Annotated in this window: 13 protein-coding genes, 1 pseudogene and 1 riboswitch; of the genes and pseudogenes, 6 read left to right on the forward strand and 8 right to left on the reverse strand. The window is 45.6% G+C overall.

Annotated features, from left to right (window positions below; translation table 11 throughout):
• From QUA80_RS25025 to QUA80_RS25035, 3 genes and pseudogenes are all read right to left on the reverse strand, one after another.
• The coding region (locus QUA80_RS25025) for a hypothetical protein (RefSeq protein ID WP_333427708.1) at positions 1 to 254 on the reverse strand (254 nt) is incomplete at its 3' end.
• A gap of 459 nt (positions 255 to 713) precedes the next feature.
• Positions 714 to 2,380, reverse strand: a pseudogene (locus QUA80_RS25030) (IS1634 family transposase).
• 261 nt (positions 2,381 to 2,641) lie between these two features.
• Positions 2,642 to 3,370: a Bax inhibitor-1 family protein gene (locus QUA80_RS25035; RefSeq protein WP_333427709.1), complete on the reverse strand. Its 729-nt coding sequence runs from the start codon at positions 3,368 to 3,370 to the stop codon at positions 2,642 to 2,644.
• 532 nt (positions 3,371 to 3,902) lie between these two features.
• Here QUA80_RS25035 and QUA80_RS25040 point away from each other — a divergent pair.
• Entirely contained in the window at positions 3,903 to 4,229 is a 327-nt protein-coding gene (locus tag QUA80_RS25040; RefSeq protein ID WP_333427710.1) for a PEP-CTERM sorting domain-containing protein, read from the forward strand.
• 62 nt (positions 4,230 to 4,291) lie between these two features.
• On the opposite strand, the gene bchD is transcribed toward QUA80_RS25040, so the two are convergent.
• Genes bchD through QUA80_RS25055 form a run of 3 tightly spaced genes read right to left on the reverse strand, consistent with a single transcriptional unit; the run spans position 4,292 to position 7,838 of the window.
• Complete coding sequence (bchD, locus tag QUA80_RS25045) at positions 4,292 to 6,379, reverse strand: magnesium chelatase ATPase subunit D (protein ID WP_333427711.1); 2,088 nt, start codon at positions 6,377 to 6,379, stop codon at positions 4,292 to 4,294.
• A gap of 34 nt (positions 6,380 to 6,413) precedes the next feature.
• Positions 6,414 to 7,622, reverse strand: coding sequence for a HAMP domain-containing sensor histidine kinase (locus QUA80_RS25050; protein ID WP_333427712.1), 1,209 nt, complete (start codon positions 7,620 to 7,622; stop codon positions 6,414 to 6,416).
• Between the two features lie 42 nt (positions 7,623 to 7,664).
• Positions 7,665 to 7,838 carry a hypothetical protein gene (locus QUA80_RS25055; RefSeq protein WP_333427713.1) on the reverse strand — a complete coding sequence of 58 codons (174 nt, stop codon included), beginning with the start codon at positions 7,836 to 7,838 and terminating at the stop codon, positions 7,665 to 7,667.
• Between the two features lie 65 nt (positions 7,839 to 7,903).
• Here QUA80_RS25055 and QUA80_RS25060 point away from each other — a divergent pair, with 65 nt between their 5' ends.
• The gene (locus tag QUA80_RS25060) at positions 7,904 to 9,241 is read left to right on the forward strand and encodes an ArsB/NhaD family transporter (protein ID WP_333427714.1); all 1,338 of its coding nucleotides are present in this window, start codon (positions 7,904 to 7,906) and stop codon (positions 9,239 to 9,241) included.
• Between the two features lie 114 nt (positions 9,242 to 9,355).
• Here the strand turns inward: QUA80_RS25060 and QUA80_RS25065 are convergent, their stop codons facing one another.
• Positions 9,356 to 10,561 (reverse strand): HAMP domain-containing sensor histidine kinase, encoded by a 1,206-nt coding sequence (locus QUA80_RS25065; protein WP_333427715.1) that lies wholly within the window; start codon positions 10,559 to 10,561, stop codon positions 9,356 to 9,358.
• A 171-nt stretch (positions 10,562 to 10,732) separates the two neighbouring features.
• Positions 10,733 to 10,945: riboswitch (cyclic di-AMP (ydaO/yuaA leader) on the forward strand.
• A gap of 99 nt (positions 10,946 to 11,044) precedes the next feature.
• Between QUA80_RS25065 and ntrB the strand changes: the two genes are divergently transcribed.
• Both ntrB and QUA80_RS25075 read left to right on the forward strand, forming a co-directional pair.
• Positions 11,045 to 11,893 carry a nitrate ABC transporter permease gene (gene ntrB, locus QUA80_RS25070; protein ID WP_333427716.1) on the forward strand — a complete coding sequence of 283 codons (849 nt, stop codon included), beginning with the start codon at positions 11,045 to 11,047 and terminating at the stop codon, positions 11,891 to 11,893.
• 180 nt (positions 11,894 to 12,073) lie between these two features.
• The gene (locus tag QUA80_RS25075) at positions 12,074 to 13,504 is read left to right on the forward strand and encodes an ABC transporter substrate-binding protein (RefSeq protein ID WP_333427717.1); all 1,431 of its coding nucleotides are present in this window, start codon (positions 12,074 to 12,076) and stop codon (positions 13,502 to 13,504) included.
• Positions 13,505 to 13,518: 14 nt separating this feature from the next.
• Here the strand turns inward: QUA80_RS25075 and QUA80_RS25080 are convergent, their stop codons facing one another.
• A complete protein-coding gene (locus QUA80_RS25080; RefSeq protein WP_333427718.1) occupies positions 13,519 to 13,665 on the reverse strand; it encodes a hypothetical protein in 147 nt (48 codons plus the stop codon).
• 130 nt (positions 13,666 to 13,795) lie between these two features.
• Here QUA80_RS25080 and QUA80_RS25085 point away from each other — a divergent pair, with 130 nt between their 5' ends.
• Both QUA80_RS25085 and QUA80_RS25090 read left to right on the forward strand, forming a co-directional pair.
• Positions 13,796 to 14,635, forward strand: coding sequence for an ABC transporter ATP-binding protein (locus QUA80_RS25085; protein WP_333427719.1), 840 nt, complete (start codon positions 13,796 to 13,798; stop codon positions 14,633 to 14,635).
• Positions 14,636 to 14,681: 46 nt separating this feature from the next.
• A complete protein-coding gene (locus QUA80_RS25090) occupies positions 14,682 to 15,467 on the forward strand; it encodes a universal stress protein (RefSeq protein ID WP_333427720.1) in 786 nt (261 codons plus the stop codon).
• Positions 15,468 to 15,513: the final 46 nt, after the last annotated feature.

Consider the following 15,513-nt stretch of genomic DNA (forward strand, 5'->3'; position numbering starts at 1 on the left):
GTTGGGGGTGCTTCTTTCTGTAATTGCTCCAGATACAACTCCATCAGTTTTTTTCGGTCTGGTCTACAGTCTTGTAATGCTTCATAGATGCTTGGCCATTGACGCTTGAATAATGGATTTAGTGAAAATTCCGCGAGAGATGACGCATTCGGAGTGGTCATCACTGCATCCATCAGCTCAAATGTCGCATCTTTCGCTTGCACCAATAACTCGTATGCTGCTTGACGAAAGTCCTTTAATCGTTCACTGTTCATTTAAGGAGTGGAACGGTGTTTATTTTTCACCCTCATTCTCTCCTAGCGCGGTGGCTCTAGTTCTTCTGAAAGCCACCGTTCTCATCTTTGGTTAGTCTAAACTACAGTAATTTATATCAAATATATTCTCACCCATGCTGAGTATGATAAGGAGAAATGGAAAAATGACCCTTACTTTTAACCCACATTCCGCAGATGTGGCTGGGATTTTTTTATAAGTTTTGAAAACTTGGAAACCAAACGCTTTTGAGTTGAACTTATGCGGTTTTAGCGTTACAGGAACCCGTCAATTTGACCTCGAGCGAGTAAGTTGAAATAATTGACTTTTTTTAATAGATTCATGGCTCTATTTTATCGTTTTAATTCATGTTTTTAGCCAAGGGGACTCATACCAAGAGCAAATTGTCTTGACTAATAAATGAAAATTATTCACAAATACCTAAACCTCACTCTCGATCGTTATCCACTTGAAACTATTAAATAGTATTGACAGCAATACTGTCCTAAATGCTTTAATACATCTTGACGGTCTTGGGTTAAATTGCTGACTTGCTTTTTTCCATCGCTCGTCACTAAATGCACTGCTTGAAACATCTGAAATATCCAGCGCATTGTCGGCTTATTTGTTAATTTCTTTACCTGATTTTTTACCTCCTCATTGGTAGCTGATAATTGTTGTCTCAATTTCCTTTGAGCTAAATTATAAACTAACAAACACAGTCCCATTATCATTCCAATTGCTTCAACTCGTTCCGGCTTTTTTACAAATACGCTTGATGTAAAAAACAACGGGTCTTTGATAAATCTGAATCCTCTCTCGTTACTTTGCTGTGCTTTGTATTCCAGTAATACTTCTCGATCGCTCACTGCTGTAGCGTCTAAGATATTTGTAGCCAGTATAAACCTCCCGGCTGTGACTTGTTCTGCTGATATTACTGACGTTTGGGTTTCTACTTCACTTGTCACTTGATAAACTTTTGTCTGTATCTGGCTCGATGTTTTCGACTTGCCTGTCGGTTTTTTTACTGGTTTTTCTTGGCATTTAATTTCTGTGATTCGATGATATTTCCATGAATCTGATAATCTTTTTATTGCGATTTCTGCATCAGCAATACAAGCAAACTCCTGCTTGGATAGCTTACGCAGTGAGGCTTTTGCTGATTCTAACTGTTTTTTTACTTGCTCGGTTATTTTTTTTATTGCTGCTTGTTTTCTGATTTCACTCTCTACCACTAGCCATCTTTGCTTGATGTTGGCATACTCACTTGTTATTGCTGCTATTTTATAGCCTTTTATTTGATGGTCTTTCCAGGCGCTATCTTCAATGCAGCAGATTTTGTCTCGGGCCTCTTTTATGCTTAATGGTACTCTGGTTATCCATTTCATTCCTACCATTGCTGACAAGTTTTCTGCGGTGTATAAGGCACTATCTGCGACGCAGATTCCGTCAAATATCCACTGGTTTTTAAATTCTTTCAGTCTCTCTACAAAGACACTTTTATCATCGGCGTTTCCGTCATCTATTTTGAGATATAATGGTACGTCTCCATCCCCGCTGACGATCGTGTCTATCATAAATTGTTTGAGGTCCGGTCTTCGATCTCTTGAATAGCCATGAACGATTTTTATGGTTTTCATGGAAGATTCTGTATCTTCAGATTCGGCCTCAACTTCCTGGCTTTTTCCCTGACAGTTTTTGTATGCTCCTTCTACTGATATTGAACTACTATCTAGGTGAACGCTCTTCATTGATACTTGAAATTTCAGTGCTGCTTTTAGGGCAATTGCTGTGAAGAGTTTTGTCGTTCCAGCTTGATGGTATTTGTCTAATGCTCTCCCGATTCTATCGTCCGGCAAATTGTTCTGGTGTTACTCCCGAGCCGATTAGATGTTCTGTTGCTTTTCCCACGAAAAATGTGTCGAATAGGTATATTGGGGCGCTCAAAAACCCTAATCCGTTCAAAATCATCGCTTTCATGACTTGTCCTGGGCTGAGGGTTTCTTTGTTGCTTATTCCCACTTTTTTGTTGACTTCTTCTACCAATTCCATTTCATCTATTATCCCTGCTACTATTCCCTGCAGGGTCTAAATTTACGATGTTTATCGCTTCAGATAGCTTATTCATGGTTTTGAGAGTTGGTATACTGGCACAAATTATTATACCTTAAAAAAGCATCAAATTATTGCATAGCAATAATTTGATGCTTTGACAATTCCGAATTTTTCTGAAATTAAATCTGCTTAAATATCTGCGAAATGTGGGATATAAGTTTTTTGTATGAGAGACAGAGGAGGCGATGACGACTATCTTGATTCCAAATCTTAATAAAAAAAAACCGCTGCCCGATTGACATCGAGCCGCGGTTTTTTTAAGCTAAAGTTTCAATTAATCGCGGCTGTTGATAGCAATCAGCAGGCGCAGAATGAAAATGAACAAGTTGATGTAGGTCAAGTACATCGACAGAGCGGCCGGCAAATACTGGTCGTCGCGGTAGCTGCGGGGTAATATGTAAAAATCGACGATCGCAGCACCGGCGAACAGAAATACGCCGATGCCGGAAATGCCAATTTCCAACCAAGTTGGGGTGTAGACGCCAAAGAGAGAGAGCAGAAACTGACCGACAACTACGACAAATAAAGCAATGACACCTAAACTGATAGTTTTGGTGAGGGCCATGCCGTCTTGTTCAGAAAGGTTGGACCCAATTTGGCGGGCGGCGATAAAGGTAATGCCGCAGCCGAGGGCTGCAAAACCGATGCCGGAGATGCCGACGCCTTGGGTTCTGAGGGCTGTAAATACCAATCCGCTGAGGGTGTAGCCGGAAAGCAGGCTGTAGGTTGCCAGCAGGGGCAAAGCGGTGTTTTTGTTGCCTTGCTCGGCGGCGCCGCGGGCGACGAAGAATAGAATTAATTCTACGACGATCGCGGCGATGAATGTGGGAAAGAAGATCCCGGGATAGTTGCGGATCACTCCGAGGCCGCCGTAGGTGCCGACAGCAGTTAAGACAAGTCCGCCGCCCACGAAGGGGAGAGCGTTGGAGATGACGTTGGGGCCTACTAGCGCTTGGTTTTTGGCCTCGCGCACGGCTTCGCGGAAATTGCTAGTGTTACTCACGAGGATTTACCTATATTTGGGCTGAGAATTGCTATCTATATTTTGACAGCTTTACACTTTGTTTGCAAAACCTGGAATAGTTTAAAGATTTGATAAAGAACTGGTGTGAAATCTCTCCCAAGCAGGGAGCGATTGTTTATAATCAACTGCGTACAAGTCTGTGCCGTGTCGCCCTATTGCACCGTTGCGGGTCGCGGCAGATCTATAATTGAAGTTAAAGAGCCGGCGCTATCTGCCGCGAGGGCAAGCTTAAAGTCGATCGAATCGCAGATAGGCGAGCTCAATCAATTTTGGATTTGGGATTTACGATTTGGGATTGAGGACTCTATGCTAGAAGCAGGGGTCGCAGTTGATTTTAGGTTTTTGATTTGGGACTTAGTTGAAACTAGGGACAGGAAACCCCAATAATCTCAAATCTCAAATCTCAAATCGCTTGGGTTAGTTGCTAAGGTAGCTCAGACAGGGAAGGCCCAAAAAATTAACGATCGAGAGATCGAGTTCGATCGACAAAATGCTAAACAGGTAATGTCCAATGCCCACGTTTTTTCCTAGCAAATTATTGCCAACTGCCGCCGGAATTTTATTGGCTGCCGCCGCTGTGATTTCCGGCAGTCAAGCTGCCGTTGCCGCTGATGTCGGAGCCGTTTTTACCGCTGCTTCAGGGCAGGGTTCAGAAAATTTGCTGCTGGCTCAAATCGGTCAACTCCGACAAGGTACAACTTCTCCGAGCCCGAGTCCGGGAACCGCAACGCCGGTGCCTCTGCCCGTGAAAATTCCTGAGCCTTCGACTGTGGTAGGGTTGGGTTTAATTGCGGGTTCGCTGGCTGTGAGTCGCCGGAGAGTGAAAGTTAAAAATTAGACTTTTGGTCAAAAGTCTAATTTGTGGATTTTTAACTGCAGATAAATGCGGGTATCAGGATTTTAGCCGATCGCGTCGCGCAGAGCATTTTTAGTCATAGCTGCGATCGACTGTTCGGTAGCTTTCGGCAAGTGATAGTATTTCCCCCCAGAAGTCTTGGCCAACTCCTTCGCAAAGCCAGTCGAAATAAACTTGCTCTCGGTATCAATCACCAACAACTGCATTCCCAACCCGCGAATTTTGGCAGCAATTTCTAACAATTCCTCCTTAATATCCGGCTTTTCTCCCTCTACAATCGGTTCGCCCAAAGAACGAGCCAAAGGAATATTCCCCCGCCCGTCAGTAATCGCGACAATCGCAACTTGACCGATATCTCCCGACTGCCGCGCGTTGACTCCCACGCGCACGGCTTGAGTCAAACCGTGGGCCAGGGGGGAACCGCCACCGCAGGGGAGTCTTTCCAAACGCTTGCGGGCCAAGGCTATGGAGCGAGTCGGCGGTAGCAGCACTTCTGCTTGTTCTCCGCGAAACGGAATGAGAGCAACTTGGTCGCGGCTTTGATAAGCTTCTGTGAGTAGCTGCATGACTGCACCTTTGGCCGACTGCATCCGGTTGAGGGCCATCGAACCGGAGGCATCGACGACAAAGACGACTAAAGCTCCAGCTTTTCTGGCCAAGCGCTTCGCCCGAATGTCTCCCTGTTCGACAAATACACGGCGCTCAACCCCCCCTTGCCCCCCCTTGCTAAGGGGGGGTTGGGGGGGGTTAGAATTCCTGTCGCGGCGGGCTTTTTGGTAGGGTGCGGCGGCTCTGAGAGTGGCGTCAACGGCGATGCGGCGGACGGGGCCTTTGGGCAATACTGGCTTGACGTAACGGCCTCTATCTTCGGAGAAAATGGTGCTTCTGCTGCCCGATTTGCCTTGGCGGTTGGCATTTTGGGCGAAGAAAAGCACGCTGGGGTCGAGAATTACGCCTTCGGGGTCGAAGAGAAATTCTTCGGGAATGCTAGTCTCTTCTTGTTCTTCAGGAGGTTCGTCTTCTTTGTCTTCTTCTTCCTCGTCTTCTTCTTGTTCTTGTTCCGATTGTTCTGGTGGCGGTGGCGGTGGCGGGGGAGGAGGAGGGTTTTCGTCTGGGGGAGTTTGGATGATGGTGGCGCGGGGTACGATGACTAATTCTACGGCGCGGCGCAGGTCTTCGGCGTTAACTTCTGTGCGTCCCTCCATAGCTGCTGCGGCTTTGGCGACGCGGACTGCGAATATTTCGGCCCGGTGTCCTTGAACGCCACCCCGGATGGCTTCTTCTACTAGGTAGGCAATTTGTTCGCGTTTAATGCTAACATCTTTGAGCCATTCTCTGGCTAGAATGATTTGGGTTTTGAGGTTGTCGGTGTCTTCGGCGTATTGATTGAGAAATGCCTGGGGCGAGCTGGAGTAGGATAAAGCTTGTTCTACTGCATAGACTCTTTCTTCTATTTCGAGGGCTGCGTCGGCTGACAGTACGATCGCGATGCGATCGAGCAAATGTTCTCTGAGCGGCCCTTCTTCGGGGTTGTAGGTGGCGATAAATAGAGGTTTGCAGGGGTGTTGGAAGCTAATGCCTTCGCGTTCTATTTGGTTGCGCCCTTCGGTTAATACTGTTAGCAATTGGTTGGAAATATTGTCATCTAGGAGGTTAATTTCGTCTACATAAAGTACCCCTCGGTTTGCTTGGGCTAAAAGTCCTGGTTGAAATACGGTTTCGCCGAATTTTACTGATTTTTCTACATCGACTGAACCTAAGAGTCTGTCTTCGGTGACACCCAAAGGAATTTGAATGAATGGTGTGGTAATTATTTCTGTCTGTGGGAAATTAGTATCGGTAGTGTGGGGCTCTTGCCCGCTTTCTTCCAATAGAAAAGATGCCTTTTCTGCAATAATTTCATTAGGTTCGGCGTTGCAAAAAGAGTCTTTAACAATTTCAATGGGTGGCAGTAAGGAGTGCAAGGCGCGGGCCATTACTGATTTTGCTGTCCCGCGGCGACCTGCGATCGCAACTCCTCCCAATCCGGGATCGACTGCTGCTAACAGCAGGGCTAATTTGATTGCTTCTTGCCCGACTACGGCTGTGAGGGGAAAGGCTGTGGTGGAAGGGCTAATGTTGGCTGCGGGCATAGGATTTTCAGATGTAAAAATTTGAACTTAATGTTTAGCTTACTTCTTGGAGAATTTTAACTTCTAGGGGGAGAATCACGGTAAAAGTTGAGCCGACTCCTATTTCTGATACTAGCTCTATTTTGCCTTGCAGGAGTGTGACGAGCCGCGATACTATTGCTAATCCCAGACCGGTGCTTTCGGAGGGAAAGGGCTGTTTGGCGGCTTCTCCTGCTTGAAAGAAGGGGTCAAAGATGCGGTTTGTATCTTCGGGGGCAATGCCAACGCCGGTATCGGTAATTGCGATCGCCCAATGTGATTCTCCAGCACGGCGGCAGCTTAATTCGATACTACCGGATTCTGTATAGCGAATGGCATTGCTCAGGAGATTGGTAACAATTTGTTGCAGCCGCTGTCCGTCGGCGATTACTTTTTTTGGGGCGCAGTCGCTGGTAACAGCGAGCTTTAATCCTTTAGCATCAGCCATTGGCTGCATCATTTCTACTACGGTGTTAATTACCGATCGTACATTAGTTTGCCGCAGGTGAAGTTTAATTTTTCCGGCGTCGGCGCGAGAAAGTTCTAGTGCGTCGTTAATCAGGCGCAGCAATTGTCTGCCGTTACGCAATACTCGCTCAATGTGTTCGATGCCGGGGAGAGTATCTTTGATTTCAGATTGCCATTTTTCTTTTCGCAAGAATAGTTCGGAATAACCTATAATTGAGTTGAGAGGAGTTTTGAGTTCGTGAGCCAAATGGTAGACGTTTTCTTGGTTGACGCTGACAAGGCGAGAGAGTTCTTGATTTGTGAGTTGTAATTGAGTTTGAATTTGTTGAAGTTCCCGCAGCCTCTGAGCGACGTAGCTATTGAAACACTGGGCAATGGCTTCGTCTACTACGGCATCTATGAGTCGAAAAGCTCTGAATACGTCTGTTGTGGTTCCTGCTAGCAATTCAGCTTCTAATTGGGAGAATATTACTTGACGCAATAAATGGTATTCGCGGGCTACTTCTGCGGCGTCGTAGCCTTGTTCTGCCCTGAGAAATCCGTGATCTAAACTGGCTTCAATTATTAGTTTTATTTCGCTGTGTTGATATTGGGAAAGCACTGTTGCCATCGCCGCCAGCAGGTGAGGTATGTGATTTTCGATTGCTGAGTGCGGTAAGGCGTCAGCACTTTCAATGTTCCGATCCTGACGAACTGCTTCAATCCAGTTTTTGAGGATAGTATCGGTTTTGTCGGCGAGCACTTGGCTGTAGTCCATGATGTCTGCGTGGGGGTTGAGTTTGGCAGATATTGCCCATGCTTAATTGTAGTTGAGCGATCGCCCGAGCGCCATACCAAACTTCGGGCGATCGCGACCCTGCCAAAAGAAGTAGTTTTGAGGTAAAATTTTCCCCGTACCGGATCTCTGTCGAGCAGTCGCTCCCAGGTTGTTGCTGCCAAAATCCGCCCTTGAACCTATTGACAGAAAAGCCATAAAGTAGTAAGTTTCCTCACACCGAGAGTTTTTAATTTTAAGTTTTAATTTTGTCAGGGGACTAAATGGAAAACGTCCAAGCTGCGATCGCTGCGGCAACATTTATCGGTGTAATTTTTTTAATAATTACAGAATGGATACACCTAACAGTAGCGGCATTTCTGGGAGCGCTGATGTTGGTTTTTACCCATGTAATGACGTTAAACGACGCGATCGAATATATCGGTCGAAGTCACGCCACGCTGGGCTTATTCTTCGGAGTCATGGTAATGGTGAGAGCCTTTGAGCCTACAAAAGTATTTGAATACTTGGCCACTCAAATGGTGCTTTTGGCTAAAGGCAAAGGCAAAAATCTCTTACTGGGTATTGTCGCGATTACTACTCCAATCTGTGCAGTTTTGCCCAATGCCACGACAGTCATGCTGCTAGCACCATTAATTCCGCCAATGGCAGAAGAAGTCGGTGTAGATTTTGTGCCGTTACTGATTTTAATGGTATTTGTGGCTAACAGTTCGGGACTGCTGACAATCGTGGGCGATCCGGCGACATTCATTGTCGGCGATGCTATTAACATGAGCTTTGCAGATTACCTGGTAAAGTTAAGTTTGGGCGGGGCGATCGCATTAGGAGTGATAGTAGTTATCTTGCCTTGGCTGTTCCGCGAAATTTGGGACAAGAACTTAGACGATTTGGAACATTTGCCGCGCCCAAAAATCAATCACCCCCGAGTTTTAGCAGTGGGCGGTGTAATTATAGCTTTCGTGCTGACATTTTTTGTAATAGGAGAGTCTCTGCCCGTGCCTATTTCACCGGCAGCCGTTGCTTTGTTGGGGGCTGCTTTGGCAATGCTTTTAGCTCACCATTCCCAAATAGATTCTGTTAATAATATTTTGCGGGATTTAGATTGGAGCACCCTGCTATTTTTTATGTCTATCTTTGTGCTGATTGGCGGTTTGGAAAAAACCGGAATAATCGCCAATATATCTGGAATATTAGCAGTTATTTTAGGTAAGAATATTTTTCTGGGTTCTTTAGTTTTGTTATTTTTTGTGGGTTTGATGTCAAGCGTGGTACCAAATATTCCGCTGGTAGTGGCGATGGTGCCGCTGCTAAAACAGTATGTTGTCAATATCGGACTCGCACCGGCAGAGGTGCTGGCTCCGGATTTTGCAGGGCAGTTTCCACCTGCTGTGCTGCCACTGTTTTATGCGATGATGTACGGAGCAACTTTAGGCGGAAACGGCACTTTGGTAGGAGCTTCTTCTAATATAGTGGCGGCGGGAATTTCTGAACTGCACGGGCGCCGGATTTCTTTTCAAACTTTTCTGCATTACGGGCTTCCTGTGATGGCGTTGCAATTGGTGGCTGCGGCTGTTTATGTAACTATTCGGTTTCTAATTTGAAGAATTGATTAGTGATTAGTAATGAGTTATTAGTCATTAGTCATTGCTTTTGTTGCTAGAGAACTCAAGAATAGGTAAGGTGCTTACGCGGCAATCTAAATATAGAGATTGAAGTCATTCCTGAATCTCAACTCCATCCAATTCTAAGGGAAAAATTACAGTGAAGGAAGAGCCAACTCCTACTTCAGAAACTAATTCGATTTTACCTTGCAAGAGGTTGACTAATCGAGCGACAATTGCTAGCCCTAAGCCTGTACTCTCAGGAATGTAAGCTCCCAGGGAGTTGTCGGCTCGAAAATAGGGCATAAAAATCCGATCGCAGTCTTCTGAAGCAATGCCAATTCCTGTATCGGTGATGCAGATACTCCAATGTTTTTCTGACAATAATTCGCTTTTTATGCTAATAGTACCAGCTTGGGTGTAGCGAATGGCGTTGCTCACCAAGTTGGTGATAATTTGCTGCAAGCGCAAGTAATCTGTCATAACTCGATCGAGAACGGGATCGCACTCAACGGCGATCTCTAAATTTTTTGCTTTAGCCAAAGGCTCGATTATTTCGACAACAGTGCCGATCGCCGATCGCACATTTGTGGTACTTAGCTGCAATTTTATGCGTCCCGCGTCGTACCGCGAGATTTCGAGAGTATCGTTAATTAATCTAAGTAACCGTCTGCCGTTGGTGATGACTTTATCAATATGTGCCAAATTGGGAGCCGAATCTTTAAGTCGAGAATTGTTTGTTTGGCGCAAAAACAATTCTGAGTAGCCAATAATAGAATTGAGGGGAGTTTTCAATTCGTGAGCTAAGTGAGATAGATTCTCTTGACTGGCGCGAAATAAGCGAGTCAGCTCTTGATTTGTAAGTTGCAATTGTTTTTGCAAATCCTGTAGTTCTTGCAGTCTTTCCTGGGTATAAGTTTTGAAACATTTAGCAATTACTTCGTCGAGGGCAGCGTTAATTAAGCGGTAAGCTCGGTTCACTTCAGCGGCTGAGCCTTTTAGCAATTCTGGCTCTATAGCCTCGAAAATCACCCTCCGCAGCAAGCGGTATTCCCGCGCAATTTCTTCGGCATCGTAGCCTTGTTTTGCCCTGACAGTCCCGTGTTCTAAACTTTGTTCTACGAGCGTCCCAATGTCGCTTTCTTCTGATTGGGACAGCATAGTTACGATCGCTTGCAGTACGATAGGAAGGCTGTCGCGCACGGAAGTGTAAGTGAGTTGCTTGGCGGTTTCGATTTGCTCGTCGGCGCGAACAGCTTCGATCCAGTTTTGGGTAATTATTTCAATTTTATCTTGTAACGTTTGACTAAAATCTCTCATAGCTCTTATATATAACTCAAGTGAGCGATCGTATTTTATATCTCTAGGTTAGTTTAATAATTAATTTTTTGAATTTTCTATCAACTTTTGAGATTCTGCGATCGCCAATGGCTACTCCTAAAGACGTATTGACAGAATTATAAACTCGTGCTAGGTTAAGTTAAATTGGCTTAAAAAGTCAAGCCTAATCCAGCACTGCGCGATCGAACCAAGCGTGTGGTTGGAGCGGAGGAACCAATTTTAGGGGCTAATTTCTACAGAATTAAAAAGCAAAGTTAAAAATTGCCAAATTTGAGTGTAGTTTTTGATTTTGAAATCTCTAGAGAAGGACATCTCTCAGTCCTAGCCCGTCAGCTAACTTCGCAGGCATTGAGAAGAGACTGAAAAGCCAAATTTCTGAAAAAGATAGTTTGGCTTCGTCAGTGTCTCAGGTTGGTATTGTTCAAAATTCTTGTACCTGCCCTGACTCTGAAGGAGATTGAAATGTTCGTACAGCTTAATTTATCTGCGATCGCAGTTGCAGGAGTGGCAGCGTGGAAGCGGGTCAAACCCGTTGTCATCCGAGATGCAGTTTTGTTGCCTGCGGCTGGTTTTTTGGGAATTCTCGGTGTGTGGTGGATTGTTGCCAGCTTCAACAGCGATTTGATTCCCACTCCGTATCAGGCGTTAATAGCTAATTTAGATTACATATTCCATCCATTTTATCAGCGCGGGCCTGGAGATTTAGGCATTGGCTGGCTGCTGCTAGCGAGTTTGCGGCGGGTGTTGGTGGGATTTTTCCTGGGTGCAGCAGTTGCAATTCCCGTGGGATTTACGATCGGGATGTCGAAACCGGCAATGATGGCGCTCAATCCGCTGATTCAAATCTTCAAACCGGTGTCGCCGCTAGCTTGGCTGCCCATAGCTTTATCGATTTTTAATTTAGCAGAGCCGTCGGCAGTTTTTGTCATATTCATCACCTCTTTGTGGCCGACAATTATCAACACAGCTTTGGGAGTTTCTAGCGTTTCCCAGGATTATCTGGATGTGGCGCGAGTGTTGGAAATGCCGCACTGGAGGCGGATTACCAAAATAATTTGGCCGGCGAGTTTGCCATACATTTTTACAGGTTTGCGGATTAGTTTGGGGATTGCTTGGCTGGTGATTGTGGCGGTGGAAATGCTGACAGGTGGTGTGGGAATTGGCTTTTTTGTCTGGGATGAATGGAGCCGTTTGAACCTGAGTTCGGTATTTTTAGCGGTGTTTGTAATTGGTTTAACTGGACTGTTGCTCGACGCTGCTGTTGACAAAGTTCAGGAATTGGTAACGCATCGATCGGTTATTAATCATTAGCGATTAGTCAGTAGTCATCAGTCATTAGTCAGCAGCGAACAGTTAACTATCAACTGTCAACTGTAAGGTGCGTCGCTCATCGATGGTCGATTTTTGTTTGTGATGGTTGGTGGCGACGCACCCTACAACTACAACTTCAAATCTAAAATCTAAAATCTAAAATCTAAAATCTAAAATTGTATGATTGACAAGTTTTCCAATGAATGGAAGCGCCGAGAGTTTTTGCAAGGAATGGGCTTGGCGGCGGCGGGAATGGCTTTATCTGGTTGTGGAATTAGCGCGGATCGATCGGCAAAAGGACTCACTGAAGAAGCCGAAGCGGTAAAGCCGATCGTCGATTTCCGAACCTTAGAAAAACCAAATTTAACAGTAGGATACGTGCCGGTTAACGATTGCGCGCCATTTGCGATCGCCTGGAAAAAAGGCTTTTTCCGCAAATACGGTTTAAACGTCCAACTCAACCGCGAAGCAAGCTGGGCAACATCCCGAGACGGCGTAATCTTCGGCCGCCTCGACGCCTCCCCAGTCGTATCCGGCGCGGTCACAAACGCCCGAATTGGCGCAGAAGGAGCGCGCCACGCACCCCTGTGCGCGGCAATGACAATTCACCGCCACGGCAACGCCATGACGATGAACAAAGCTATGTGGGATTCCGGTTTGCGCCCGTGGCACGAATACAACGGCAATTTTGACGAATTTGGCAAACAATTTCGAGCTTTTTTTGACAGTCAGCCATCGGAAAAAAGAGTTTGGGCAGTGGTGCTGAGTTCTGCGATTTACGAATACTTTGTCCGCTACATATCGGCGGCGGCAGGTGTCGATCCGTTCAAAGAATTTCGGGTAATTATTGTGCCGCCGCCGCAGATGGTCACTAATATCAGGATTGGCGCGATGCAGGCTTACATGGTGGCCGAACCTTGGAATACGCGGGCAATTCAAGGCAATTTGGGAGTGGGTTTTACCTTCGTCCAAGGCAAGGAAGTTTGGCTGGGACATCCCGATCGCCTTTTGGGAGTAATGGAATCCTTCATTGAGGAAAATCCGAAGACTTATTACTCGCTGGTTAAGGCAATGGTGGAAGCTTGTCAGTATTGCAGCAACCCGGAAAATCGCAGTGAAATATCGGCGCTGCTGACTGAGAGATCGTTTACGGGGGCGAAACCGAAAAAAGGGGCGATCGACAAATTTACGCGACCGGCAATTGTTGGCGACTACAACTATGGAGGGTTTGACGGAAAAGACCGCACAATACAATCGGAAGATGCAACTATTTTCTATGACATTCCTAAGAATTTGCCTCAAATACCGGGAAATCATTCAACATTTATGTGGCAGTCTCACAGTCTGTGGTTGATGACTCAAGCCGCTCGCTGGGGACAGATTAAAGAAGTGCCAAAAAATGCTGAGGAATTAGCTAAAAAAGCTTGGAGAACCGACCTTTACCGCAAGATTGCTGCCGAAATGGCGATCGATTGTCCGAAGGAGGATTACCAAGTGGAACCTGCGGAACTTTTCATTGATAAAAAGGCATTCGATCCTAGCGATCCGGTGGGTTATGTGAATAGTTTTGAAATTCGAGCCAACCGCCCTCAGTCTTTTTTTCAGTCTTAAATCTGCCTTTTTTCCTAGCCTTCTGCTAGGGGTTGAAAGTGACGGTCTAGTTCCGGGGTGGGGGCGAGTTTATCTAATCTCGAAGCAATTTTTGAGGCTGTTGGCGAACCCGCCCCTACGAGTTTATAGCTTGGAGATGCCCAATCTCCGTTGAAATTCACCGAAAAACACCATTCTTATCAATCCTGTAGGAGTGGGTTCGCCCAGAAATTCCAAGGGTGGAGATAGGTTGAATAAACCCGCCCCCAGCTCAATTATCAATAACCAATAAACAATTACCAGGTACATCAGATGACTCAAAATACTGCTACTTCAATCAACACTAATAGCCAAGTCCCTAATCACTCCGGTTTTCTCGAAATTGACAACTTGTTCAAGTCGTATAAAAATGCTGACGGCAGCGAATTTAGCGTTCTCGAAAATATCAATTTAAGTATTGGAGAAAACGAATTTATTTCGGTAATCGGTCACTCCGGTTGTGGCAAATCAACGCTGCTGAAAATAGTTGCTGGTTTGGAAAAACAGAGCAGAGGAATGGTGACACTGGAAGGAAAAGAAATCCGCAAACCTGGAGCCGATCGCATGATGGTATTCCAGCACTACGGATTGCTGCCTTGGCTGACGGTGCGGGAAAATATTCGGCTGGCAGTTGATGAAGTTTTGCAAAGTCTGAGCCGTCCCGAGAAGATTAGTCTTGTCAACGAACACCTAGCAATGGTAAACTTAACATCGGCAGCCGATAAATATCCAGACGAAATTTCAGGGGGCATGAAACAGCGGGTTGGGATTGCACGAGCTTTGGCGATTCGACCGAAAATGTTATTAATGGACGAACCGTTTGGAGCCCTAGATGCTTTAACTCGCGGCAAGTTGCAGAAACAGGTGCTGGATATCTGGGAAAATCACAGACAAGCTGCAATGATGATTACTCACGATGTGGATGAAGCTATCTATATGTCCGATCGCATTGTGCTGATGACAAACGGCCCGGCGGCGACAATAGGAGAGATTTTGTCAGTGCCGTTTGCGCACCCGCGCAATCGCCAGGAGTTGCGAGAATCGAAGGATTATTACGAACTGCGCAACTATGCTTTGAATTTTCTCGATCGCTACTTTACTCAAGACGAATAACACCCGACGGATCGAAATAAAAATTCACTTAAGAGAGGTTAAGCCTGTGAATCTCAAAACAATGTTAGCACGTTTTGAAAGTGCATTGGGATACCAAAATTTAGCAGAAGAAATGGTGTTGCTGCCGGAGCCAACATTACCAGTTTCTAAGAAATCAAAATCTCCAAAACAGGCAAAAACAATCAATTTTATTGTCGGTTACAACAGTTCTCCCCAAAGTCAAATAGCTCTGGATATTACCCTTTGGATGGCGCATCAAACTCGTTTAGTAACAACTAAAGAAGTCACGGTTCAAGTCGTATACGTGATCGACGAAGCGCCAAAAAGTTACCGCCAAGATACTTGCAAATTTGCTGTAGCAAATGCCTTGGCTGCACAGCAGAAAGTGTCTAATTTAGAGGACACATTCGCCCTTAATTGTGCAGCGCCTGCGAGCGCTTTACCGCCCGAAATCCAATTGGTATCCAAACCAAAAACTTGGATCGATCCGCATTATTTTCAAGAAATTTTTGGTCAAAAGAATGAGTATGAGGTAGCAGATAAGTTGCTGTGGCAAGCTCGCTGTTTGGCTGAGGAATGGCGCGGTTTATTCAAAGCTCATTTGCGGATCGGGCGGGTTGCTACAGAACTGAGAAATGTGGTTGAATTAGAATCAGCAAACTTACTTTTCTTGGGCTGCGATTCGGTAAACCACTCGCTGGTTAGGGAACTAGGCAATAATTTTCCGTGCTGCGTGCTCGGGATTCCTTCGGCACTCAGCTATCAGATGGATGTTCAGCCCGAAGAAAGTTTGAGTAAGTTCCAGTTGGCTACAACTATACCTGCACGTTGAACTTGTTGAGAACTTACGGAAAAGTTCTCTATGTCAGGTGCCCAGT

Source organism: Microcoleus sp. F4-D5 (assembly GCF_036704885.1).
GTDB lineage: Bacteria > Cyanobacteriota > Cyanobacteriia > Cyanobacteriales > Microcoleaceae > Microcoleus.

Coding starts and splice junctions, on each gene's coding strand:
- QUA80_RS25050 (WP_333427712.1), bottom strand. CDS start 7,622: ATGGACTACAGCCAAGTGCTCGCCGACAAAACCGATACTATCCTCAAA.
- ntrB (WP_333427716.1), top strand. CDS start 11,045: ATGTTCGTACAGCTTAATTTATCTGCGATCGCAGTTGCAGGAGTGGCA.
- QUA80_RS25055 (WP_333427713.1), bottom strand. CDS start 7,838: ATGGCTTTTCTGTCAATAGGTTCAAGGGCGGATTTTGGCAGCAACAAC.
- QUA80_RS25040 (WP_333427710.1), top strand. CDS start 3,903: ATGCCCACGTTTTTTCCTAGCAAATTATTGCCAACTGCCGCCGGAATT.
- QUA80_RS25085 (WP_333427719.1), top strand. CDS start 13,796: ATGACTCAAAATACTGCTACTTCAATCAACACTAATAGCCAAGTCCCT.
- bchD (WP_333427711.1), bottom strand. CDS start 6,379: ATGCCCGCAGCCAACATTAGCCCTTCCACCACAGCCTTTCCCCTCACA.
- QUA80_RS25075 (WP_333427717.1), top strand. CDS start 12,074: ATGATTGACAAGTTTTCCAATGAATGGAAGCGCCGAGAGTTTTTGCAA.
- QUA80_RS25060 (WP_333427714.1), top strand. CDS start 7,904: ATGGAAAACGTCCAAGCTGCGATCGCTGCGGCAACATTTATCGGTGTA.
- QUA80_RS25065 (WP_333427715.1), bottom strand. CDS start 10,561: ATGAGAGATTTTAGTCAAACGTTACAAGATAAAATTGAAATAATTACC.